At 34.5% G+C, this 23,824-nt stretch carries 19 protein-coding genes and 1 tRNA gene; 10 read left to right on the top strand and 10 right to left on the bottom strand.

The features are described 5' to 3' along the window. Positions 1-7: 7 nt before the first annotated feature. On the bottom strand, positions 8-472 hold the full coding sequence (gene rimP, locus GV828_RS01050; RefSeq protein ID WP_166535609.1) for a ribosome assembly cofactor RimP: 465 nt from the start codon (positions 470-472) through the stop codon (positions 8-10). Between the two features lie 184 nt (positions 473-656). On the opposite strand from rimP, the gene GV828_RS01045 reads away from it, so the two are divergent. Continuing rightward, a complete protein-coding gene (locus GV828_RS01045; protein ID WP_166535608.1) occupies positions 657-1,481 on the top strand; it encodes a universal stress protein in 825 nt (274 codons plus the stop codon). A gap of 72 nt (positions 1,482-1,553) precedes the next feature. On the opposite strand, the gene GV828_RS01040 is transcribed toward GV828_RS01045, so the two are convergent. Both GV828_RS01040 and GV828_RS01035 read right to left on the bottom strand, forming a co-directional pair. Continuing rightward, positions 1,554-4,268, bottom strand: a complete 2,715-nt coding sequence (locus GV828_RS01040) for a carboxypeptidase-like regulatory domain-containing protein (protein ID WP_166535607.1) — start codon at positions 4,266-4,268, stop codon at positions 1,554-1,556. Positions 4,269-4,306: 38 nt separating this feature from the next. Then, positions 4,307-5,146, bottom strand: coding sequence for a GLPGLI family protein (locus GV828_RS01035; protein ID WP_166535606.1), 840 nt, complete (start codon positions 5,144-5,146; stop codon positions 4,307-4,309). A 120-nt stretch (positions 5,147-5,266) separates the two neighbouring features. Between GV828_RS01035 and GV828_RS01030 the strand changes: the two genes are divergently transcribed. Further along, positions 5,267-6,769, top strand: coding sequence for a sensor histidine kinase (locus tag GV828_RS01030; protein WP_166535605.1), 1,503 nt, complete (start codon positions 5,267-5,269; stop codon positions 6,767-6,769). Continuing rightward, positions 6,753-7,430, top strand: a complete 678-nt coding sequence (locus tag GV828_RS01025; RefSeq protein ID WP_166535604.1) for a response regulator transcription factor — start codon at positions 6,753-6,755, stop codon at positions 7,428-7,430. The genes GV828_RS01030 and GV828_RS01025 overlap by 17 nt, the downstream gene beginning before the upstream one ends. A gap of 5 nt (positions 7,431-7,435) precedes the next feature. Here GV828_RS01025 and GV828_RS01020 read toward each other — a convergent pair whose 3' ends face one another. Next, positions 7,436-8,299, bottom strand: a complete 864-nt coding sequence (locus GV828_RS01020; protein ID WP_166535603.1) for a GLPGLI family protein — start codon at positions 8,297-8,299, stop codon at positions 7,436-7,438. 161 nt (positions 8,300-8,460) lie between these two features. Continuing rightward, positions 8,461-8,531 (bottom strand) — tRNA-Gln (locus GV828_RS01015). A gap of 143 nt (positions 8,532-8,674) precedes the next feature. On the opposite strand from GV828_RS01015, the gene GV828_RS01010 reads away from it, so the two are divergent. Next, positions 8,675-11,956: a glycosyltransferase family 117 protein gene (locus GV828_RS01010; RefSeq protein ID WP_166535602.1), complete on the top strand. Its 3,282-nt coding sequence runs from the start codon at positions 8,675-8,677 to the stop codon at positions 11,954-11,956. Positions 11,957-12,019: 63 nt separating this feature from the next. Next, entirely contained in the window at positions 12,020-12,655 is a 636-nt protein-coding gene (locus tag GV828_RS01005) for a polysaccharide deacetylase family protein (RefSeq protein ID WP_166535601.1), read from the top strand. On the opposite strand, the gene GV828_RS01000 is transcribed toward GV828_RS01005, so the two are convergent. Further along, positions 12,652-12,948, bottom strand: coding sequence for a thioredoxin family protein (locus GV828_RS01000; protein WP_166535600.1), 297 nt, complete (start codon positions 12,946-12,948; stop codon positions 12,652-12,654). The two genes, GV828_RS01005 and GV828_RS01000, sit on opposite strands and share 4 nt — an antisense overlap. A gap of 74 nt (positions 12,949-13,022) precedes the next feature. Then, on the bottom strand, positions 13,023-14,252 hold the full coding sequence (locus tag GV828_RS00995; protein ID WP_166535599.1) for a metallophosphoesterase: 1,230 nt from the start codon (positions 14,250-14,252) through the stop codon (positions 13,023-13,025). A gap of 187 nt (positions 14,253-14,439) precedes the next feature. Between GV828_RS00995 and polA the strand changes: the two genes are divergently transcribed. Both polA and GV828_RS00985 read left to right on the top strand, forming a co-directional pair. Then, positions 14,440-17,271: a DNA polymerase I gene (polA, locus tag GV828_RS00990; protein ID WP_166535598.1), complete on the top strand. Its 2,832-nt coding sequence runs from the start codon at positions 14,440-14,442 to the stop codon at positions 17,269-17,271. 57 nt (positions 17,272-17,328) lie between these two features. Next, the gene (locus GV828_RS00985) at positions 17,329-18,630 is read left to right on the top strand and encodes a serine hydrolase domain-containing protein (protein WP_166535597.1); all 1,302 of its coding nucleotides are present in this window, start codon (positions 17,329-17,331) and stop codon (positions 18,628-18,630) included. Positions 18,631-18,725: 95 nt separating this feature from the next. Here GV828_RS00985 and GV828_RS00980 read toward each other — a convergent pair whose 3' ends face one another. Further along, positions 18,726-20,270: an Rne/Rng family ribonuclease gene (locus GV828_RS00980; protein ID WP_166535596.1), complete on the bottom strand. Its 1,545-nt coding sequence runs from the start codon at positions 20,268-20,270 to the stop codon at positions 18,726-18,728. 365 nt (positions 20,271-20,635) lie between these two features. Then, positions 20,636-20,932, bottom strand: coding sequence for an HU family DNA-binding protein (locus GV828_RS00975; protein WP_056067901.1), 297 nt, complete (start codon positions 20,930-20,932; stop codon positions 20,636-20,638). Between the two features lie 133 nt (positions 20,933-21,065). On the opposite strand from GV828_RS00975, the gene mutY reads away from it, so the two are divergent. From mutY to gldD, 3 genes are all read left to right on the top strand, one after another. Next, entirely contained in the window at positions 21,066-22,106 is a 1,041-nt protein-coding gene (mutY, locus tag GV828_RS00970; protein ID WP_166535595.1) for an A/G-specific adenine glycosylase, read from the top strand. Positions 22,107-22,175: 69 nt separating this feature from the next. Beyond that, the gene (locus GV828_RS00965) at positions 22,176-22,601 is read left to right on the top strand and encodes a single-stranded DNA-binding protein (RefSeq protein ID WP_166535594.1); all 426 of its coding nucleotides are present in this window, start codon (positions 22,176-22,178) and stop codon (positions 22,599-22,601) included. Between the two features lies 1 nt (position 22,602). Further along, positions 22,603-23,160, top strand: a complete 558-nt coding sequence (gene gldD, locus GV828_RS00960) for a gliding motility lipoprotein GldD (RefSeq protein WP_166535593.1) — start codon at positions 22,603-22,605, stop codon at positions 23,158-23,160. A gap of 51 nt (positions 23,161-23,211) precedes the next feature. Here gldD and GV828_RS00955 read toward each other — a convergent pair whose 3' ends face one another. Continuing rightward, positions 23,212-23,766 (bottom strand): heavy-metal-associated domain-containing protein, encoded by a 555-nt coding sequence (locus GV828_RS00955; protein ID WP_166535592.1) that lies wholly within the window; start codon positions 23,764-23,766, stop codon positions 23,212-23,214. Between the last annotated feature and the right edge of the window lie 58 nt (positions 23,767-23,824).

Here is a 23,824-nt window from a genome sequence, read left to right as displayed (position 1 = left end):
TTATTTTTTAAAATATTATTGTAACAACTGCTTCTTTAATTTCGGAGTAAGGAATTTCTTGTTTTTTTTCAACGGTTTCTTTTCCTTTTCCCACTTTTTTAGGTTCGCGTGCCGTCCAGGCTAACGTTATTTTATCATCATCTGCGGCTTCAAGTTTAGCTTCAATGGTTTCAGTGGCAGTTTTTACTTTTAAATTTCTGCCAATATTTTTTTTGTATTGGCGAACCAATTTCAATGGTGCTGAAATTCCAGCCGAAGCAACTTCTAACGAAAAATCTTCTTCTTCCCGATCCAAGCTTTGTTCAATGGCACGACTGATATCAATACAGTCCTGCAAATTTACGCCATTATCTCCATCTAAAGTTACAATTATTTTATTGCCTTCGGAAATGGAAAGATCGATTAGAAATAACGCCGGTTTTTCTTCTAAACCTTTGTTGACTAAATCCGCAACTTTTTCCTTAAATGTCATATTCGTATAAAAAGAGGGGACAAATGTCCCCTCATTATTTAATGGTTTTTATAAATAACGGTGCAAATATAGTTATTTTTTTTAGATATTGAAAATCATTGTGATATTGTTTCATTTGAAATAAAATTCGTACCTTTATTTTATTAAAAACAAACCGATACATACACCCTTACATTCTTAGTTTATGAAAAGAATTTTAGTCCCTACAGATTTTTCCGAGCATGCAGAAAATGCGCTGCGTGTTGCCGCCCAAATTGCCAAAAAACATGATGGTGAAATTATTTTACTTCATATGCTTGAACTTCCTGGTCAAAGCAGCGATGCCATTGGTCATGGAAGTGATATTCCTGAATTAATGTTTTTTAAGAACAAAGCTATTGAACGTGTTGAAAGCATGATGGATTTTCCTTTTCTCGAAGGAATTGAAGTTTCAGAAGTAATTCAATTTGAAAAGGCGTTTGATGGAATTATTAATATCAGCCGCAAAAATAATGTTGATTTAATTGTAATGGGATCTCACGGGGCAAGTGGTTTTCAAGAAGTTTTTATTGGGTCAAACACTGAGAAAGTGGTGCGTTCTTCGGAAATTCCAGTGTTGGTCATTAAACGTGATGAAGGAGAATTTGACGTGAGTAAATTTGTTTTTGCGTCCGATTTTTCTGATGAAATTAAAAATTCTTTTTCCAAAGTGGTGAAATTTGCGCAAAATTTTGATGCCCATCTTAATTTAGTAATGATTAATACGCCAAATAGCTTTAAATCTACGGATGTTGCGCAGAAAATAATGAACGACTTTATTTCCGGGTTTAACTTAAATAATTATTCTCTTCATATTTATAATGATACAAATGTTGAAAAAGGAGTGTTGAATTTTGCCAAAAGCATTAATGCAGATTTAATAGGAATTAGTACTCATGGGCGAAACGGTTTGGCGCATTTCTTCAACGGAAGCATTAGCGAAGACTTAGTAAATCATGCGCAAAGACCGGTGGTAACTTTTAGAATATAAATGAAATTTATCTTCATTTTTATCAATTTTATTACAAAAAATGGGGACATTAAAATCCCCATTTTCTTTTACCTATAAATTGTACCGCAATGATAAAATAATAAATCTCGGCTGAACACGGTATTGCGATGTTCGGGTAAAAAACTGGTTAAAGCTATCGTCATTTAAACTCGTTGTATTGAGTAAATTGGTAGCTGCCAATCGATATTCAAATTTGCTGTTCTTTTGCTGATATGCAATACTTGCCGAAAGAAAATCGTAAGTGTTATCCACGGTTTTTTCGCTGTTGAAATATTTGTTAAACTCGTACTCTGCTTTGAACGAAAATGCGTCCAAGAAAAAATATTCAAGGTTGGCAGAAGGGGAATGGTTATAAAAAGTAGCATTCGAATATTCGTTGATGCTAAGCGTGTAGGCAAGTTCTATACTAGGCAGGTTTTTAAAATTTGTAGAAAATCCTATGCTATAATTTTGGTTAAAAACTTCATTAACCGTTCTTAATAATTCATTTGTGTTTTGATTCAACTGAATATTATTTTGTTTTACCCAACCAAGTGAAATACTCGCATTTGCCTTGTAATATCGGGCAAAAGATTTTCCGTATGACAAAGCACCTGTAAAAGTTTCATCGGCAAAATTAGAATTAAAAGGTGTTGCCACTTGATTAATTCCTTCAAAAGCAGCAATTCTTCTTACGGCGTCAATTCTTCGGTTGTAATTTAAATTCCCGGAAATATTAGTTTGGTCAAACATATTGAATTTAAAATAGCGCAACGAATGATTTTGACTTAAAGCATTTTCAAGTGTTCTATTTCCTTGAAAAAGAGAGCGGTAACTCGAGAAAATTGTGCCTTCAGCTAATTGAGAAATATCAGTAAAATCATTTTGAAGTGAAAAATTATATGTCAATGTTTCGGATTTTTTTATTTGGTACAAAGCATAAACATCGGGTAAAACTCTGAAGAAATTTCGGTCGAAATCACCTGATTCTTGCTGGTTTTTCATAAAATAACTGTGAACTGAAAATCCCGGATTAAAAGTAAATTTTCCAGTAATAAATTTATAATGTAATCCTACAAAAACATCATTAAATGCAAAATCTACATCGTTATTATTTACCGAAGCATTTAGGTCGTTTTTTTCGGCATTGTCCAAAATTTGAAAAATATGAGAATTAAAATTTTGATAAGAATAAGTGTTTCCTAGTGTGATATTCAAGTTACTTTTTGGGGTTACCATATAATAATAATCTAACTTGGTATCAATTTTATTGGTTTTGATAAAACGATTCTGACTGATGTTATTTCTGTCTTGTCCCGCAATGTAACCCGAAATTTCAAAGGGTTGAACTAGTAAATTGGCATTGTAAAAAGGATCTTCTTCTTGATACATATGTTGTATCTCAAAGGCGAAAATATTATTTGCGTTTAGCGTATAATAATAATTTAGATTTTGATTAAAAGCAACGGGTTTTTGTTTTTTTCGGGTGTAAATATCTTGGTCAATTGTAATGTTTTGGCGGTTTTCCGAAGTAAATAATCCAACATTTTCGTCTTGGGAAGAAATTTTGAGCAAGGCGTCATAGTCAAAATGAACATTGGTGTTTGGGATGTAACTTGAGCTTAACTTGAACAATCCTAGGTTAGACCTTTGAAATGTATTTTCCCTCGAAATTTGTTCAGTATTCACATTCCCGTCAGTATCGAGAAATTGTTCCCGCGAGGCAATTTCCATTTCAGTATCGGAAGAATTGATAATCCCGAAACCGCTAATAGTCCAGCTTTTTTTAGGGTTGTAACTGAAATTTGCCGCTCCAAAACGCGTTTCAATTTCCTTTGCCCGATTATTTCTCACCATCGACAAGCCTAAATCATTGGAAGCCACGCTAAAATTTGTACCTCCTTTTCGCATAATATTTCGAAAACCACCGCTAAATTTAAAATAATCCTGAATGGTAAACGGTAATTCGCCAATATTGTTGGCATTCGCCAAAAGATTCACGCTGTATTTTGGACTGTAATAAAATAATTTTGGGTTCGCAATATAACGAGATTCTTCATGACCAACGCCAATTCCTGCCGTAACATCGCCAAACCAAAAATTCTTTTTGCCGTCTTTGAGCTTGATGTTCATAGCAATATTTTCCTCGTTGTTTTCTAGTCCTTTTAGTTGGTTCACCTCGTTGTAATTTCGCAATACCTGAACTTTATCAACTGCATCAGCCGGAATATTTTGAACGCCTAGTTTAGTATCACCGTCAAAAAAATCTTTACCATCAACCATTAATTTCTGTACAGTTTTTCCTTCAACTTCCACTTGTCCGTCTTTGTTTACTTGTACTCCCGGTAATTTTTTCAAAATGTCGCCTAATTTGCGTTCGGTACCATTGGTAAACGAATCCGAGTTGTAAATAATGGTATCGCCTTTAATGGAAACGGGCATTTCATGAACTATTTCTACTTCGTCTAGCGCCACACCTTCGGACATAACTATATTTTGGATAAGATTTTCGAATTCAGTTGTTAATTCAAATTCATTTGGGGAAAACCCAATAAAACTTGCTTTAATAATATAGGTCGTATTCGCTTTTAAATGGAGCACATATTTACCCTTATCGTTAGTGATTGCATAGGCGTCCATTGCTTTGGTAGTTTTGTTAATTGCCATTACATTTGCCATTTCAAGACCTATTGCTTTTTCATCTATTACTAAACCTTCGAGCCGAATATTTTGCGCTTGCGTAATTGAAAAAATAAAGAAAAAAATAAGGGTAAAAATTTTATGCATGGGTTTAATTTTTTGAAATAAATGAAAATGGAGTGTTACTATCCACCAACTTGAATGTTTATATTGCCTTTAGAATCTGTCATTCTCTCTAATTGCTTTTCTAAGATTTTTACGTATTCTTCACGGCTTACTTTTTTACCTTTGTTAGGGCGTTTAATCTCGGTTTTTTCTTTAGGGTTAAGGATAATTTTTGAGCACAGGTAAATGGTACTACCATTATTAGCTTCTAAAATTAATCCGGGCAAACCCCAATAATTTTTAGGCCCTAAACTTACCGGAATTTCTGGTGTAAACCATACGGTGTGAATTTGCTCTTTTGGTTCGCCCATACTAAAAATCATTGTTTCACCATTAGCTTTCTTGGCTTGCTGTTCCTTAAATCTATTCATGGCTTTAGCCGATGGTGGCACTGTTGCTGTAGCTTTAGTACAAAGGTAATTTCCTATTTTTTTAGTTTCGCTTTCAATTTTCCAGTTCCAGTTCGGTAGTGAATCAGCAATTGTAAATTCTTTACCAAATCGATCTTCAAACACAAGTAATAATTTTTCCTTGACATTTACATAAGAAATTCCGTCACTACCGCCTTTAAACATCACTGAATTTTCTCCGGCAATTGGTGTTTCTAATTTTTCTTCTTGGGTAAAAACCGATTCCGTTTTGTTGAAATTTAAAACATACGTTTTTTCAAACATTTTTACCATTTGTTCTTCCATACTCTTAATCATTTCAGGAGTCATATCTGAACTTTTAATTTTTACTTTATCCTTCATTTGCGTCTTTGATTCGTAAATGGCTTGTCCTTGAAAATCTTGCGCAAAAGCAATGTTTAAAATTGCGGTGATAGAAAAAATTGCCAAATAATAAAGTGCTCGTATCATAATTATAAAGTTTAGATTAATGTTTCAAATTTCCTTACAAAAATCCACACTTTGCGTTAACCAAAGTTAACGTTCGTTAACAGCTTAAAATCTATTGTTTTTGTTTTTATTTTTGAAACAATGAAAAAAAGCAGTTACAATATTATCATTTTATTTATTTCCATTACGATTTTGGCCACCATTAGCGTCCAAATTTTTTGGAATGTAAAAAATTATCAAGAAAATAAAACACGTTTTGTCTCCGATGTGCAAGCGGCATTTGATAATGGAATAGAGTTATACTATTCAAAAGACGCACTTAATCAGGTGGTTGCATTTGTAGGAAAAGATGGGCAAAACAGAGAGGGTTTTTTTGAAAATGTATTGAAAGATTCTGCTTTTACCAAATCTTTTCCAAAAAGAAAACTGAAGGGTAATGCGAAAGTTACAGCCATTAATTTTAGTGAAACGAGTTCGAAAGAAACGAAATCGGATGAGTTGGTACAAAGTAATTTTCCGAAAATAGAAAATCCGTCAGAAATACAAAGTATTCAAGTTCTTAAAGGGCGAAAAGAAGTTGATAGCATTTCGGGATTAGAAAATTTGGTGAATAAAATTATTATTTCTGTGAGGAATGATTCAATTGATTTTAATAAACTTTCACAAGTTTTCGAGCTGGAATCTGCGCGAAAAAATATAAATGTAGATTATGAAATTTTGCAGGTAAAAGATAAAAGAATATTAGCAAATTATCAAAGTAACAATCAAGCTGCTTTACCTTTAATGGTAGAAGGAAATTCAGGTTATTTGCGTAACGGAATGAAATTGAAACTAAAGTTTAGCAATCCTGTAATTCAGATTTTGCAACGCAGCATAATGGAAATTATCTTATCATTGGTGCTTTCTTCAGCCATAATTTTTTGTTTAATTTATTTGCTTAATATAATCAAACACCAAAAAAAAGCCGACGAAATTAAAAACGATTTGATTAGTAACATTACCCACGAATTTAAAACGCCAATTACTACTGTTGCCACAGCACTCGAAGCATTAAAACATTTTAACGAAAATAACGATCCAGAGAAAACAAGAAAATACCTTGATATTTCTCAAAATCAGTTAAAAAAATTAGAGCTAATTGTTGAGAAATTGTTAGAAACAGCTTCGATAGATACCGAAAAACTGATGTTGAAAAAAGAAACAAACGATTTGGTATTGATGGTCAAAAATCTTTGTGAAAAACATCAAATTATTGCCCAAGATAAAGTCATTAATTTTGTTTCGGAGGAAGATGAAATTGTAATTGATGCCGACTTTTTTCATTTGGAAAATGCGATTTCAAATTTAATTGACAATGCCGTGAAATACGGTGGAAACGAAATTTTAGTACGGATAAATTTTGCGAAAGCGGAAATAAAAATAAGCGTATCAGATAATGGAAAAGGAATTGATAAAAGCCAAAGTGATAAGGTTTTTGATAAGTTTTACCGCATTCCGAAAGGAAATTTACATGATGTAAAAGGCTTTGGAATTGGGCTTTTTTATGCCAAAAAAATCATTGAAAAACACAATGGTTCGCTCGAATTGCTGTCATGCTTGCCCACAACTTTTTTAATCATTTTGCCCAATGAAGGAAAAAATTAAAATTATTTTGGCGGAAGACGAGCCTGCTTTGGCGCAAATTGTTCGGGAAAGTTTGGAAACCCGCAATTTTAGCGTGGTGCATTGTGAAAATGGAGAAGAAGCTCTGGCTAAATATGCTACCGAAAAAGCTGATATTTTAGTTTTGGATGTGATGATGCCCAAAAAAGATGGATTTTCTGTCGCCAAAGAAATTCGTAAAAAAGATGCGAAAATTCCCATTATTTTCCTTACGGCAAAGTCGCAAACTCAAGATGTTGTGGACGGTTTTAACATTGGTGGAAATGATTATTTGCGAAAACCGTTTAGCATGGAAGAACTGATTGTTCGAATTCACGCGTTAGTCAACCGGAAATTTTTTGAAGGAGAAAAAATACTCGAAATAGGAAAATTCATTTTCGATTTTACAAAGCAAATTCTTACAATTGGTAAAGATATTATCTCTTTAACGCATCGCGAAGCGGAGCTATTACAACTGTTGATTGAGAATAAAAATGAGGTGGTTGATCGCTCGCTAATCTTGAAAACTATTTGGGGTGATGATGATTTTTTTAACGGACGAAGTATGGACGTTTTTATCACAAAACTCCGAAAAAAATTAAGCCACGACCCGGATATTCAAATTATAAATATTCGCAGTCATGGCTATAAATTAATTGGTTAAACGATTTAATTTCCAATTCTTAATCTTGGCGTTTGCCTTCCGTTTTGAAAATTTTGACGCATTTCCTCCATTTTTTCAACAACAATTGCATCAAATTCTTTTTGAGAAACTACTTTACCTTTGGTTGGCGCTTTGATTTCGGTTTTTTGTTTAGGGTTTAGAACTATTTTGGAACATAAAATAACCGTTTTCCCATCGGAAATTTCTAGTATTAAGCCTGGAAGTCCCCAATAATTTTCAGGTCCTTGATTCACAGCGATTTCGGGAGCATACCAAGCCGTGATTTCGATTTCTTTAGGGATTTCAACGTAATCCATAATGTTTGTAGATTTTTCAGAAGTGGCTTTTTCTTCTTCTTTTTTCGCTCGAAAATTTCTAAAATCGGATTTGCTTGCGGGTTTTAAAGCTGTGGCTTTATAGCAAGTATAACCGCCAATTTGTTTGGTTTCGCCTTCCATTTTCCATTGATAAGATGGTAAAGAATCTTGAATTAAAAATTCTTTTCCTAGAAATTCTTTGTCAACGGTAATCTTTTTTTCTTTTACATTTTTATAAAAAGTACCACCGGTTCCCATCATGGAATTCATCATTCTAAATCCGGAGTTTTGCTGTCCTGGAGCATCAAGTTTTTCTTCTTCTTTATAAATTGAAGAAGTTTTATCAAAGTTGAGTACAAAAGTTTTTTCCATAGCTTTTTTAACCCTTTCTTCTATGGATTTTTGCATTTCAGGCGTAATTTCGGGACGATTGCCTATTCTTCCTGCAAAATCTCCGATACTGGTTTTAGATTCGTAAACCGCCATTCCTTGAAATTCTTGTGAATATCCTTGAATTGAAAGTAAAACAAAAGCGCACAATATTTTTTTCATATTCTATTTTTTTTTTTAGGTATTGCCAAATTGTATGCCAATACTAAAAATTTTAAAAGAGTAATTGACAACTCTGAAGTTAATTTTTTTTTTTTTTTCGTGAAATTGACTTTGGCTAAAATAAAAAAAACCTCCCAAAAAATTGAGAGGTTAAATTTATGTTGGCCTACTAGGACTCGAACCTAGAAAGACGGCACCAAAAACCGTAGTGTTACCATTACACCATAGGCCAGCATTGCTTGATTGCGAGTGCAAATTTAGAACAAAAAATCAATTGCGCAAATTTTTTTGAACTTTTTCTGGAATATTTTTTTTTTAGCATTCCATTAAGTAAAAAAGCATTTTCTTTGCAAGTATAATTTTTATCAGGACTCTATGGTATCTTTTAATTTCAAAAAATGGAATACAATTATTGGTTGGACCGTTTTTTCGATTGCCCTCCTTGTTTACGCCTTAACTGTTGAACCCACTTTAAGTTTCTGGGATTGTGGCGAATATATATCTACCGCTGCAAAATTAGAAGTAGGACATCCTCCTGGAGCTCCGCTTTTCCAGATGATTGGTGCGTTTTTTTCCATGTTTGCTTTAGAGCCAAATCAAGTGGCTTTGATGGTAAATTTTATGTCGGTTTTATCGAGTGCGTTTACCATATTATTTATGTTTTGGTCACTTACAATGTTGCTGAAAAAATTAGTTTCTACTACAAATGAGTTTAATAATTCTAACGCAGTTGCTGTTTTAGGAAGTGCTGCCGTTGCCAGTTTGGCTTTTACTTTTTCTGATAGTTTTTGGTACAATGCCGTTGAAGCGGAAGTTTATGCCATGGCAAGTTTATTCATTGCGGTATTGCTTTGGTTGGGATTGCGTTGGGAACAAGAAATGCATTTGCCAAGAGGAAACCGGTGGTTATTGTTGATTGCTTTAGTAATTGGGCTTTCCTTTGGAGTTCACTTCATGGCGTTGTTAACGATTCCATCAATTGGATTTATTTATTATTTTAAAAATTATCCGAAAATTACTGTTAAAAATTTCATCATTGCGAATGTAGTTGTGGTTTCGGTGTTGCTTTTTATTTTCAAATTACTGTTACCGTTAACAATGGGATTCTTTGGAAACGCCGAAGTTTTTATGGTTAACAGTTTGGGATTGCCGTTTAATTCGGGAACTATATTTGTAACAGTTGCTTTAATTGCTTTCTTTTATTTTGGTTTAAAATATACTCGCGAGAAAGGAAAAGTTCAGGCCAATACGTTAATACTTTGTATTCTTTTCATCTTGATAGGTTTTTCAACGTGGATGATGTTACCGATTCGTGCTAATGCAAATGTGGTCATTAATGAAAATAAACCATCGGATGCTCGAGAAGTTTTGGCGTATTATAATCGTGAACAATATGGATCAAATCCGCTTTTTTACGGGCCACAATTTTCGGATACTTATGCAGGTTTAGATAAAGAAAATCCTTATTTGGATAAAAAACCAAACTATGAGCGTGATTACAAACTAGGTAAATATGTAATTGTCAATAATTACAAAAATGCAGAGCAAAATTCTGACGATAACCACAAAGCATTTTTGCCAAGAATGTGGAGTACTGAACATGCTGAAAATTACATGAGATTTTCTAAAGTTTTAAATTTTAGATTAGATCCTACCTACGATTACGCTTCAGATTTACCACAATATGGGATTGATCCACGCCAGCTTTCCGAAGAAGAATTGATGCATTATGGCGCACAAATTCGTCTAGAAATGGAGAAAAACGTGCAACAATTTCGGGCAGCTTACGCCTCGGGAGATATTGACGTTGACGGTTATCATAAATTTTTAAAAACTTATGGAGATTATCTAATTATCGACAAACCATCTGCTGGAGATAATTTTCAATTTTTATTTGAATACCAGTTTGGGTATATGTACTGGCGCTATTTAATGTGGAATTTCGTGGGAAGACAAAATGATAACCAAGGAAAATACGATAATTTTGACGGAAATTGGTTAAGCGGAATTAAATTTATTGACGAAGCCAGATTAGGTTCTCAAGAAAATTTACCTGACGATGCACTAAACAACAAAGGGCGAAACGTTTATTATTTCTTGCCGTTTATTTTGGCGATAATTGGATTGGTTTACCACGCTAATAAAGATTTGAAAAGCTTTTACGTTTTGCTCGTACTGTTTTTATTCACTGGATTAGTGTTAAAAATTTACCTAAACGAAAGACCTTTTGAACCACGTGAAAGAGATTATGCATTGGTAGGTTCGTTCTACGTTTTTGCGATGTGGATTGCTTACGGAGTTTACGCTATTTACGATACAGTTAAAAAATACTTGTCACCAAAAATCGCCGCTCCAATTGTTATCGCAACTACAGTGTTAGCAGCTCCAGTATTAATGGCAGCTCAAAACTGGGATGATCACGACCGCTCCGGAAAATATACGGCAATTGCCATGGCAAAAAATTATTTAGAATCGTGTGATCAAAATGCCATTCTATTTACTATAGGTGATAACGATACATTCCCACTTTGGTATGCTCAAGAAATTGAAGGAATTAGAACCGATATTAGAATCGTAAACACCAGTCTTTTTATGACCGATTGGTATATTGATCAAATGAAAGCCAAAGCATACAAATCTGAGCCATTGCCTATTTCTTTCGAACACCATCAATATGTGGGAGATAAATTAGATTATGTGATTTATCGTCCGCAAACAGAAAATCGTTGGAACATTCAAGACTTAATGTCGTTTATTTCGTTAGACGATCCGCGAACAATGGTTGATTTGCCAAACGGACAAAAAGTACACTTTTTTCCAACCAATAAAATTAGGATTCCGGTAGATAAACAAGCCGTGATAACTAATAAAGTAGTTTCAAAAAAAGCAATAGATTCAATTGTTCCTTATATCGATTTGGATATTAAAGGAAATGCCTTGTATAAAAATCGCCTCATGATGTTGAACATTGTGGCCAATAATAACTGGAAACGACCCATTTATTTCTCGCCGGGAAGTTTTGGCGATGACGATTATCTTTGGATGAAAGATTACCTGCAACTCGACGGAATTGTGTACAAATTGGTTCCTATCAAAACGCCGTTGGAAAAAGCCGCAAGCCCAATGGATATGGGACAAATTGATTCTGAAAAAATGTTTGACATTGTTTCCAAATGGGATTGGGGAAATAGTGGTAGCACCGAAATTTACCACGATCCGGAAACCCGCAAAAACAGCATCAGTTACCGCACGAATTTGGCTCGCTTGATGGAACAATTAATCAACGAAGGTAAAAACGATCAGGCCAAAAAAATTATTGAAATGGCAATGACTACTATGCCAATCGAAAAATTTGGTTTTTACAGTTTTGTGGAGCCTTTCGCTGCCGGTTATTACGAAGTAGGAGAAAAGGCAAAAGCCAGAGAAACCCTAACCAGCTTGATTAAAAAATACCAGCAAAATCTTACACACTACAAAACGTTTTCGCCAAGCGAACAAAACACCTATTATATCGAAATCATAACTGATATTGAACGTTACAGAAGTTTGCTCGAAACCATGAAAGACCGTGGGGATATGGAGTTTTACAACGCATCTAAAAAAGATTTTAATTCTTATAACGCCATGTTTAAGCAATTCAAGCGTGATTTTGAATAATAGTATAAATTCGTAAATTAGTGCCGATGCGATTCGTATCGGCATTTTTTTTTTAGTATGAAAATGGATATTATGTGGGTGAAAACCAGTAGGATAATCAAATGGATTTTTTCGGGATTGGTTTGGGAAATTCCAAACCCGGACAATAAAATTTTCCTCACTTTTGATGATGGACCAATGCCGGGAATTACGGATTTTGTTTTAGACGAATTAAAAAAAAATAACATTCAGGCCACCTTTTTTTGCATCGGAAAAAATGTTGAAGCTTACCCAGATTTATTTTTAAGAATTCTCAATGAAGGACATTCGGTAGGAAATCATACTCAAAATCATCTCAAAGGTTGGGATCAATCTTTAGAAAAATACCTTGAAAATGCTCGAGAATGTCATGATTTACTAGAAAATTTAAGCTGTAAAAAGCCGAAATTATTTCGTCCGCCTTACGGCAAAATTAAATTTTCTCAAATAAAGGCACTCAAAAAAACAGGTTACAAAATAATTATGTGGGACGTTTTGAGCGTTGACTATAATGCTAAAGTTTCTCCCGAAAAATGTTTGGACAATGTAGTTAAAAATACACAAAAAGGGAGCATTATCGTTTTTCATGACAGTTTAAAAGCTGCCACAAACGTAAAATTTGCTTTGCCAAAAGCCATCGAAATCTTGAAAAGAAAAGGATTTATTTTTGATAAAATCTAAAGTTGTTCGGTAACGATGGTGATGATAGAATTGGCATCTAATTCACCTGATTGACGCCAAACCATTTGACCATTTTTGTAAATCATCAAAGTGGGTAATCCTTTAATACGAAGCGCTTCGGCAAGCTCTTGGTTTTTATCTACATCAATTTTTATCACTTTTGCTTTGTCTCCCAAAGCAGCTGCCACGTCACGAATTACCGGATGCATCGAAACCGATTGCTCATTCCATTCGGTATAAAAGTCAATTAAAACCGGCACTTGTGCACTAATAAGTTCTCCAAATTTTGACATATAATGAAGTTTTACACGTAGATTTTATTTCTAAATTACAACAATTTTACTACAAATGTAGCATTTTTAATGAATTATGATATATTTCCTGATTTTTTTAATTCTAATACCGTAATTTCTGGCATAATCCCTACACGGCCAGGATAGGCGTGAAAGCCAAAACCGCGGTTTACATACAAATATTTTTTATTGGTTTCATACAATCCAGCCCACTGAGGATAACGGTATTGAACCGGACTCCACTTGATAAATCCTGGAATTTCAATCCCAAATTGGAAACCATGCGTGTGTCCCGAAAGTGTTAATTGATAATTTCCGGCGTGGTTTTTTACCTCAAAATCCCAATGTGACGGATCGTGGCTCATCAAAATTTTAAAATCTTTTTGCGTCAATCCTTCTGAGGCTTTCGCCAAATCTCCGGCTTGCTTAAATCCAACACCCCAGTTTTCTACTCCAACCAAGGCAATTTCCTCATTGCCTTTTTTTAACTTCAAATTTTCGTTAAGCAACAATTTAAAGTCAATCATCTGGTGTAAGTCCTTAATGTCTTCGAAATTTTTAAGTTTCGCTTGCTTTGTTGGCCAAGTGATGTATTCGCCATAATCGTGATTACCTAACACAGAAAATTTTCCGTATTCAGGCGTTTTTATTTTTTTAAAAGTGTCAATCCACGGGTGCATTTCAGTAGCGTGTGTATTGACAATGTCGCCGGTAAAAAGAATAATGTCGGCTTCTTGCTGGTTAATTAAGTCTATTGCATACTCAATTTTTTCTGTACTGTCAAAGCTACCGCTGTGAATATCCGAAATTTGTAGAATCTTAAAACCATCGAAACTGTCAGGCAAGTCAGGAAATTGAATGGTTTGTTTCCTTACTTTAAAATTATATTTGCCAATTGTCATCCCGTAAATTAAAGATAGAAAAGGTATGGCGGCAATTCCCAAGGCAGTTTGACTGACAAATTTTCTTCGTTCTGGTAAAAAATCTCCATTATTTTTGTCAGAAAATTTGCCGTAAATTCCGTAAATAATTCTCCAAATATCTTCACCAAATAAAATCACCATGATGATGATTTTCGGCAAAAGTGTCAATAAAATCAGTCCAAAAGTAATTAACGATTGGCGGTTTTGACCAACCGCACGGTCAAATTGACTCAACGAATAAATCACATATATAATAACTGCTATGGAGAGCATCTGGTAGGAAAAAACAATCCATTTGTGTTTTATGGCAGTTTTAAAAGCTTGAAAGGCGTAAATTTCTATCACCAATAAGACAGAAATAAAAAGAATCCAACGCAACATATATAAAGTTTCAACAAAGAAAATGAATTCTCAAAATCTATCGCTAAACGTTTAAACAATTTTAACGTTAGTATGAAAATTTAGTATTGTTCCTGAGATATCGGATATAATTTATAAAATGTTCTTGGTTGATTTTTTACCTGTAATGCGTTAGTTTTTGTATTTTTGAATTCATCAAAATATAAATATGTCACAACAAAAACGCCTTTTTCTGCTCGACGCTTACGCCTTAATTTTCAGAGGATATTACGCTTTTATCAAAAATCCCCGGATCAACTCCAAAGGGATGGATACTTCTGCCATCATGGGATTTATGAATTCCCTTTTGGATTTAATCAAAAGAGAGAAACCGGATCATTTGGCAGTAGCTTTTGATAAAGAGGGAAGTGCAGTACGAACCGAAATGTTCTCCGACTATAAAGCCAATCGTGATGCCACACCAGAAGCTATTTTAATTGCCATTCCATATATTCACCGTTTGCTTCAAGCGATGCATATTCCCATCATAGAATTGGCAGGTTGCGAAGCTGACGATCTCATCGGGACGATTGCCAAACAAGCCGAAAAAGAAAATTTTAAAGTGTATATGGTAACGCCAGACAAGGATTTTGCCCAGTTAGTTACCGAAAACATTTTTATGTACAAACCTGCCCGAATGGGAAATGGAATCGAAATTTGGGGAATTCCTGAAGTTTTGGAAAAATTTGAAATCGAAAGACCTGAACAAGTCATTGATTTCTTAGGAATGATGGGAGATGCGGTTGACAATATTCCGGGTTTACCAGGTGTTGGCGAAAAAACAGCCAAGAAATTTTTAAAAGAATATGGTTCGATGGAAAACCTTTTGGCCAACACACACCAGCTCAAAGGAAAGATGAAAGAAAACATCGAAGCCAATAAAGAAAAAGGAATTCTTTCGAAGAAATTAGCGACTATCATTTGCGATTGTGATGTGCAATTTAATGAAGAAGATTACCAACTATCGCGACCGAACATCGAAGAAACCGAAGCCATTTTTCAGGAACTAGAATTTCGCCGAATGGCAGAACAATTCGATAATTTGTTCCGAACTGATCCTAATGCAGCTGTGGCAAATTCGGCGGAAGCCAGATTGTACAAAAAACCGCAACCTGCAAGCGACCAATTTGATTTATTTTCGGTAAACACCCATTCAGATTCTGGCGAAAATACAAGCAGTTTTTACAAAACGCTTGAAAACACGGAACATTTTTACCAAACCGTTGAACCAGGAATGGCAACCAAATTTTTATTACAAAATTTACTCAAACAAACCGCCGTAAGTTTCGACACCGAAACCACCGGAATAGATCCGCTAACTGCCGAATTGGTTGGCATGTCATTTTCTTGGGAAAAAGGCAAAGGTTTTTACGTTCCCGTTCCTGAAAATCAAGACGAAGCTCAAAAAATTGTGGACCAGTTTATACCTTTTTTTGAAGCAGAACACATTGAAAAAATAGGTCAAAATTTAAAATATGATTTAAAAATCCTTGCCAATTATGGCATTGAGGTCAAAGGGAAGATTTTCGATACCATGATTGCGCATTATCTCATCAATCCGGATATGCGACATAACATGGATATTTTATCTGAAACTTATTTGCAATATTCGCCAAAATCCATCGAAGAATTAATTGGTAAAAAAGGCAAAAACCAAAAAAATATGCGCGATGTTCCGGTAGAAGATGTGAAAGAATATGCCGTTGAAGATGCGGATGTTACACTTCAATTGAAAGATTTTTTTGCAGAAGAATTACAACGTGCCGAAACCCGAAAATTATTTGATGAAATTGAAGTGCCGCTGGTTCCAGTTTTGGCAGATATGGAACGCGAAGGAATTAATTTAGACGTTCCGTTTTTGCAAAAACTTTCGGTAGAATTACAGGCGGATATTGACAAACTTGAAAATCAGATTTACGAAAATGCCGGCGAAAAATTCAATTTAGCTTCGCCAAAGCAATTAGGAGAAATTTTATTCGACAAGTTGAAAATTGGAGGAGCAAAACAGAAAAAAACCAAAACCGGACAATATGCAACCGGCGAAGATGTACTTTCTTATTTAGCGTTAACAAGCCCTTTTGTACAAGATATTTTAGATTGGCGCCAACTCGTAAAATTGCAAAATACTTATGTCGAAGCCTTACCATTACAGGTTTGCGGCAAAACCAATCGCGTTCATACGGATTACATGCAAACCGTGGCAGCAACGGGACGGTTGAGTTCTAATAACCCAAATTTGCAAAATATTCCTATAAGAACCGAACGGGGAAGGTTAATTAGAAAAGCGTTTATCGCCAGAGATGAAAATCACATCTTGGTTTCTGCCGATTATTCGCAAATAGAACTGAGAATTATTGCGGCTTTAAGTGGCGAAGAAAACATGATAAAATCGTTTCAAAACAACGAAGATATTCACGCTTCAACCGCTTCAAAAGTTTTTAATATTCCACTTGAAGAAGTCACTCGAGAGCAAAGAAGCCATGCAAAAACCGTTAATTTTGGTATTGTTTATGGTGTTTCGGCATTTGGGTTAAGCAACCAAACTTCGCTTACCAGAGCAGAATCTAAAGAATTGATTGATGCTTATTATGAGACCTATCCTCGTTTGAAAGCCTACATTCAGGAACAAGTCGAAATTGCTCGCGAACAAGGATTTGTACAAACCATTTCCGGAAGACGTCGTTATTTAAAAGATATCAATTCGCAAAATGCTATGGTACGAAGCGGTGCCGAAAGAAATGCCGTGAATGCGCCAATTCAGGGAAGTGCCGCAGATATTATCAAAATTGCAATGATCAATATTCATCGAAAATTAAAATCAGAAAACTGGAAAAGTAAAATGTTACTTCAGGTTCACGATGAATTAGTGTTTGATGTTCATTTAAGCGAACTCGAAAAAATCAAACCGATGATTAAATTTGAAATGGAAAATGCTTTTAAAATGGCGGTTCCATTGACTGTAGAGTTAGGCGAGGGAAGAAACTGGTTGGAAGCGCATTAATTTAATTCAATAAAATCAAAAAAATATCGTTTTGTTTAAAAATATCTTTTTTTAAAAATGAAAAAACTTGCCTTATTTTTTGTGGCGCTTTCGCTGAATGTGTTTGGGCAATCCAATGATAAATTTGGTAAAATTGATAGTTTGCTTACTTTTTTGTCGGCGAATAATAAATTTATGGGAGCCGTTGCTATTCGAGAAAACAACAACATAGTTTTTGAAAAAAATTATGGTTTTGCTGATGTGGAAAAAAAATGGAAAGCCGATAAATCTTCGGTTTATAAAATAGGTTCCATTACCAAAACCTTTACGGCTACTATGATTCAACAATTGATTGATGAAAAAAAATTAACGGCCGAAACCAAGTTGTCTAAATTTTATCCCACGATTGAAAATTCTGAAAATATTACAATTGAAAACCTGATGAATCATTCCAGCGGTATTTTTAGCATTACTGATTTTGACGATTATCCCGCTTTTGCAAAAGCACCCAAAACCCGTCAGGAATTGATGAAAAAAATCAAATTGGGCAAATCGCGTTTTCAACCTGGGGAAAAAGCAGAATACAGCAACTCGAATTATATTATTTTGGGTTGGATTATTGAAGATTTGACTAAAAAATCTTTCGAAGAAAATTTGAAAAACAGAATTACAACGCCACTGAAATTGCAAAATACTTTTGTCGCTAAAGGTAAAAATACAGAGGTTTTTTCTTATCAAAATGACGGCAAAATATGGAAAATAGCGAATAAGGAAGATATGTCAATTCCTGGTGGAGCCGGAAATATTGTGTCAACTCCAGCAGATTTAACACTGTTTGCCCACGGACTTTTTTCTGGGAAATTAGTAAAACCAGAATCGTTACAAGCCATGATGGAAGTTGAAAAAGGTTTTGGTCGTGGTTTGATGGTGATGCCTTTCGGCGAAAGAAAATTTTACGGGCACAACGGCGGAATTGAAAATTTTACGTCAACTTTAGGTTATTATCCAAAAGAAAAATTGGCAATTGCTTTAGTTCAAAATGGGCAATCTTACCCAATGAACGACATTGTGGTAGGGATTTTGAGCATTTATTACAAAATGCCTTACCGTTTTCCAAATTTGACTTCGGTAGCTGTTGACGTTTCGGTTTTAAAAAAATACGAAGGCGTTTACTCTGATACTAATTTTCCGATGAAAATTTCGATTAAGGAAGAAGATGGAGTTTTGATTTGCCAAGCAACTGGTCAAGATTCTTTTCCGTTAAATCCTTTGGCAGATAATCGGTTTAACTTTGATACAGCTGGATTAGAATTGGTTTTTGAAGGGGATTTCATGACCATCATTCAGGGTGGCATGGAGATGAAATTGAAACGCGAGTAAATTTTACGTAAGTGAAAAATTTGAAATAAAAAAACCGCCAGTTCTGGTTAGAATGGCGGTTTTTTATTGGTTTAACCTGAAAATTATTTTCAGATTTAATCTTTTATTTTATTCCCATTTTTGTCGTAAAAATGATATTCGAGAAAAGTATAAGCGTCTCGAGGAATTATTTTTACCCATTTTTTATGTTCGAAAAACCATTTTGAACGTAAAGAGGGAAATCCTTTGGTAATATAAGCCGCCACAAAAGGATGTGCATTGAGCACTAATTTTTTATGACTTTTTAATAATCTTTCCACATCCGAAGAAATTTTGTCAACGATAAGAATTGGTGCTTCAATTTCACCATTTTCGTTGTTAGGGTCTTCTTCTCGTGTTTTAATATTTACTTCCGGTCTTACCCTTTGTCGGGTAATTTGTACCAATCCAAATTTACTTGGTGGAAGTATTTTATGTTTGGCTTTATCGTCGCTCATTTCCTCACGGAGAAAATCATATAAAACTTTGCGATTTTCGGGATTAGACATGTCAATGAAATCTACCACAATAATTCCGCCCATATCACGAAGCCTGAGTTGTCTGGCAATTTCTGCAGCAGCAATTAAATTCACTTCGAGTGCGGTTTCTTCTTGATTAGAAGCTTTATTGGAGCGGTTGCCGCTGTTAACGTCTATCACGTGCAGGGCTTCGGTATGTTCAATGATCAAGTAAGCACCTTTGCTCATTGAAACTGTTTTACCAAATGAGGTTTTGATTTGTCGTTCGATACTGTATTTTTCGAAGATTGGCGTGTCTTTCGACTGATAAAATTTTACGATGGATTGTTTGGATGGAGCAATTTCTTCCAAATAATCTTTTGTTTGTTGGTACAACTCTTCATCATCTATATGAATCCCCGTAAAGGTGTCGTTAAATACGTCACGTAAAATAGAAGAAGCTCGATTAAGTTCTCCTAAAACTTTTGAGGGATGATGAGCAGTTGGTAATTTTTTACACATTGCAGTCCATCTGCTAAGCAGGTTCTGCAAATCTTTGTCTAGTTCGGCTACTTTTTTGCCTTCGGCTACTGTTCTTACAATAACACCGAATCCTTTTGGTCTGATAGATTGTACTAATCTTTTCAGCCGTTCTTTTTCTTCTTTGGTTTCAATTTTTTGGGAAATGGAAACGCGTTCAGAAAATGGAACAAGTACTATAAAACGGCCTGCAAGAGAAAGCTCTGAGCTAATTCTAGGGCCTTTGGTGGAAATTGGTTCTTTCACCACTTGTACTAAAATAGATTGATTGGCACTAATTACATCGGTAATTTGCCCGTCTTTGTCTATTTCTTTTTCAAAAGGAAAATTTTTAAGGGAGAAATCTTTTAGTTTACCTGTGCTAACAAGTTTAATGAATTTTAATTGAGAAGTAAGGTTAGGACCCAAATCATGGTAATGTAAAAAAGCATCTTTTTCGAAGCCTACATTTACAAAAGCAGCATTTAGTCCGGCAACGGGTTTGCGTATTTTTGCAATAAAAATATCACCCACCTGAAAATTGCTTTTTTCCTCTTCTTTATGTAATTCAACTAGTTTTCCATCTTTTAATAAGGCAAAATCTACCGCATCCGAACCGGACCTGATGATCAGTTCTTTGTTCACACTGTAAATTTTTATCCAAGGTGGTTGTAGTTTTTTTAAGCAAATGTTGGTAGAGAAACTCTCAACTAACTGCTTTTAACTCTCAACTAAACAAGGATGGATTAAACATTAATTAATAAGGTAAAGTTTTTTACCCGGTGGAAATTTTTGGTACTAAAGTGATTTAAAACTTCAATAATTGTTTCAAAAATTTCCGATGTCAATGAACTTTAAATGTTTCTTTAAAAAAAAGAAAAAGTAGTGAGACTACTTTTTCTTTTTGTGACGGTTAGCTCTCGCTCTTTTTTTACGTTTGTGCGTTGCTACCTTATGTCTTTTTCTTTTTTTACCACTTGGCATAATACAAGATTTTAGTGATTAATAAATTAGTTTACTTTTGCTTCAGTATTCGTTTTTACTCCTTCTACAAACACTTTTGCAGGTTTAAAAGCAGGAATGTTGTGAGCAGGAATTTTAATTGTAGTATTTTTAGAAATATTTCTACCAGTTTTCTCAGCTCTGGTTTTAATGATGAAACTTCCGAAACCTCTCAAGTAAACGTTGTCACCTGTTTCCAAAGAGTTTTTAACCTCGTCCATGAATGATTCCACTGTTGCCTGAACATCACCTTTTTCAAGGCCTAATTTTTCAGAAATTTTAGCAACGATATCTGCTTTCGTCATTTTCTTTCGTATTTAATTTTAATGTGTAATTTTTTGAGTGTGCAAATATATGAATTAAAAAAACAATATTTCAACCTTAATTGATTAAAATTTAATAACATAAACTTTTACTTTTGTAAACCAATTTTTTCCCATGAATTTTTCTAATGTGCTAATTCAGTGGTATTTGCAAAATAAACGTGATTTACCTTGGAGAAACACCACTAATCCATACCTAATTTGGCTCTCTGAGATTATCTTGCAACAAACGCGAGTAGTCCAAGGTTTGCCTTATTTTTTGGCTTTCGCCGAAAATTTTCCGACCGTTTTTGATTTGGCTTCCGCCGAAGAAGAAAAAGTGCTCAAACTTTGGCAAGGTCTAGGATATTATTCACGTGCCAGAAATTTACACCAAGCTGCAAAATTTATCGCTCAAGACTTAAAAGGAAATTTTCCAGCAAGCTATAAAGATTTACTTACTTTAAAAGGTGTTGGTGAATATACTGCTGCTGCAATTGCATCTTTTAGTTACAACGAAGTCGTTCCTGTTGTTGACGGAAATGTTTTCAGAGTACTGGCCCGTTTTTTTGATATCGAAACTGATATTTCTCAACCGAAAGCCAAAAAAGAATTTACTGAACTCGCTAATTTACTTATCCCGAAGAACAATCCAGCCATTTTCAATCAAGCTATCATGGAATTTGGGGCACTTCAATGTGTGCCAAAAAATCCAGATTGTCAACAATGTCCCCTTCAATCTGGTTGTCTGGCTTTCGCCAAAAATAAAATAGGACAACTTCCAGTGAAATCGAAAAAAATAAAACCAAAATCCCGCTACTTTAATTATTTGGTTTTTGAAGATAATTTAAAAAACACTGTCATCCAAAAAAGAACAGGAAAGGGAATTTGGCAAAATCTCTACGAATTTCCTCTTTTAGAACTTGAAAACCTTGAAAATGATTCGTATATAAGTCATGAAATTCATAAAAAATTTGGTTCAGAATACGAAATTGAGAAGATAATTCCTTTAACTATAATTCCAATTTTGCATAAGTTAACACACCAGTCCTTATATATAAGGTTTTTTAAAGTTGAAGTAAACGGGACGATTTCTAACGCAATAAGTTGGGAATCAATAGATTTATACCCTTTTCCTGTGATAATTTTCAATTTTCTTCAAAAAAAAGAACAATAATATTTTTAGGTTCGGTAAAATTACTAAATTTGAAGGTTTACTAATTTTCCCACGAAAGATTAAAAAAAGATGAACGGTACATTAAACAAAGTGATTTTAATAGGGCATTTAGGCGATGATGTGAAAATGCACTATTTTGACGGCGGAAATTGCATTGGCAGATTTCCATTGGCTACAAACGAAATTTATATCAACAAGCAAACCAACGAAAAGATTGCCTCAACAGAGTGGCACAATCTTGTGGTGCGAAATAAAGCAGCTGAAATTTGCGAGAAATATCTTTCAAAAGGAGACAAAATATACGTGGAAGGTAGAATTAAATCCAGACAGTGGCAAACAGATGAAGGAGTTACCAAATATACCACCGAAATTCAGGTAACAGAGTTTACTTTCCTCCAGACTAAAAAAGAAATTGACCAAGGAAAACAAGGTTCTTCGGTAGATGTGAAAACCGCACATTACGACTCGTCTCAAAATAACGACGACAATTATTAAAATGTTTCGCAAAAAAATCTTCGTTTTATTATTATTGGCAACAGCGTTTTTTTCATGTAAGGATGACGCAATTCCTAAACCTGCTGGTCATTTAAGGCTGGAATATCCTCTTGCTCAATACGAAATATTTGACGAAAATTGTCCGTTTACATTTGATAGAAATACAATTTCAGTTGTCAATAATAAGGGAAACTGTGACTTTACTATCAATTATCCAAAGATGAAAGCCACGATTTATTTGACTTATAAACCCATCACCGGAAATGTTGAAACCCATCTTCTCGATGCACAACAATTAACTTACAAACATACAATTAAAGCGGACGATATTGTAGAGCGACCCTTTGTAAATCCGGATGATAAAGTGTATGGAATGATGTATCGCGTTGGTGGAAATGCGGCGACGAACGCCTTGTTTTATGCCACCGACAGCACCAAACATTTTGTCAATGGTTCAGTTTATTTTTATGCAAAACCCAATTTTGACTCTATTTTACCTGCCGCAAATTATTTGCGTGAAGACGTCAAAAAAATAATGGAAACTTTAAAATGGAAATAAAAAAAAGAGAACGAAATGGTTCTCTTTTTTTATGAATTTTGATTAGAAAAATTAGGTTGTCGTTGGTTTTTTGTCCTCAGAGGCACAAGATTTTTTTCCCGCACAACAACCACCTTTAGCTTCTGCTCCTTTAGTTTCATGACAAGAGGCGGCTTTATCAGTAGATTTTTTGCCTGCTTTTTTATTTTTTTTCTTCTCTTTTTCTTTGTCAACCATCGCTTTTTCGCCAGAAGAACGCATTTCGGTTACTTTGTAAGTATCACCACCAGCAACAGCTTCAACCGTTTCGCGAATGGTTTCTGGCGTTTGTTTCGCAGCATCAAATTCTACATTGGCAGATTTGGTTTCAAAATCTACCGTAGCTTTTTGAACACCGTTAAGCGATGCTAATTTTTTTTCAATTGTTTTGGCACAACCCATCGCACAAGTCATTCCGTCAATTTTAAAAGAAGCTGTTTCAAGATTTTCGGCCGTTACTTTCGAAGTGTCAACAGCAGTTGTATCAACCGGAGTTCCTTCAGGTGTTTCTGTTTTTACTTCATTTTTACAGCTCACGAACATCATTCCGCAAAGCGCTAAAGCAAATAAAGATTTAGATAATTTCATAATATTCAATAAATTAAAATGTTCTTTCAAGAGTTCAATTGCAAATTTATATAAAAAA

Origin of the sequence: Flavobacterium ichthyis (assembly GCF_009915155.1) — a bacterium.
Classification (GTDB): Bacteria; Bacteroidota; Bacteroidia; order Flavobacteriales; family Flavobacteriaceae; genus Flavobacterium; species Flavobacterium ichthyis.
This window is presented reverse-complemented; position numbering and strand designations above follow the sequence as displayed.

What these genes read in the sequence shown, in the direction of transcription:
- rimP (WP_166535609.1), bottom strand. Translation starts at nt 472, where the DNA reads ATGACATTTAAGGAAAAAGTTGCGGATTTAGTCAACAAAGGTTTAGAA.
- GV828_RS01045 (WP_166535608.1), top strand. Translation starts at nt 657, where the DNA reads ATGAAAAGAATTTTAGTCCCTACAGATTTTTCCGAGCATGCAGAAAAT.
- GV828_RS01040 (WP_166535607.1), bottom strand. Translation starts at nt 4,268, where the DNA reads ATGCATAAAATTTTTACCCTTATTTTTTTCTTTATTTTTTCAATTACG.
- GV828_RS01035 (WP_166535606.1), bottom strand. Translation starts at nt 5,146, where the DNA reads ATGATACGAGCACTTTATTATTTGGCAATTTTTTCTATCACCGCAATT.
- GV828_RS01030 (WP_166535605.1), top strand. Translation starts at nt 5,267, where the DNA reads ATGAAAAAAAGCAGTTACAATATTATCATTTTATTTATTTCCATTACG.
- GV828_RS01025 (WP_166535604.1), top strand. Translation starts at nt 6,753, where the DNA reads ATGAAGGAAAAAATTAAAATTATTTTGGCGGAAGACGAGCCTGCTTTG.
- GV828_RS01020 (WP_166535603.1), bottom strand. Translation starts at nt 8,299, where the DNA reads ATGAAAAAAATATTGTGCGCTTTTGTTTTACTTTCAATTCAAGGATAT.
- GV828_RS01010 (WP_166535602.1), top strand. Translation starts at nt 8,675, where the DNA reads ATGGTATCTTTTAATTTCAAAAAATGGAATACAATTATTGGTTGGACC.
- GV828_RS01005 (WP_166535601.1), top strand. Translation starts at nt 12,020, where the DNA reads ATGGATATTATGTGGGTGAAAACCAGTAGGATAATCAAATGGATTTTT.
- GV828_RS01000 (WP_166535600.1), bottom strand. Translation starts at nt 12,948, where the DNA reads ATGTCAAAATTTGGAGAACTTATTAGTGCACAAGTGCCGGTTTTAATT.
- GV828_RS00995 (WP_166535599.1), bottom strand. Translation starts at nt 14,252, where the DNA reads ATGTTGCGTTGGATTCTTTTTATTTCTGTCTTATTGGTGATAGAAATT.
- polA (WP_166535598.1), top strand. Translation starts at nt 14,440, where the DNA reads ATGTCACAACAAAAACGCCTTTTTCTGCTCGACGCTTACGCCTTAATT.
- GV828_RS00985 (WP_166535597.1), top strand. Translation starts at nt 17,329, where the DNA reads ATGAAAAAACTTGCCTTATTTTTTGTGGCGCTTTCGCTGAATGTGTTT.
- GV828_RS00975 (WP_056067901.1), bottom strand. Translation starts at nt 20,932, where the DNA reads ATGACGAAAGCAGATATCGTTGCTAAAATTTCTGAAAAATTAGGCCTT.
- mutY (WP_166535595.1), top strand. Translation starts at nt 21,066, where the DNA reads ATGAATTTTTCTAATGTGCTAATTCAGTGGTATTTGCAAAATAAACGT.
- GV828_RS00965 (WP_166535594.1), top strand. Translation starts at nt 22,176, where the DNA reads ATGAACGGTACATTAAACAAAGTGATTTTAATAGGGCATTTAGGCGAT.
- gldD (WP_166535593.1), top strand. Translation starts at nt 22,603, where the DNA reads ATGTTTCGCAAAAAAATCTTCGTTTTATTATTATTGGCAACAGCGTTT.
- GV828_RS00955 (WP_166535592.1), bottom strand. Translation starts at nt 23,766, where the DNA reads ATGAAATTATCTAAATCTTTATTTGCTTTAGCGCTTTGCGGAATGATG.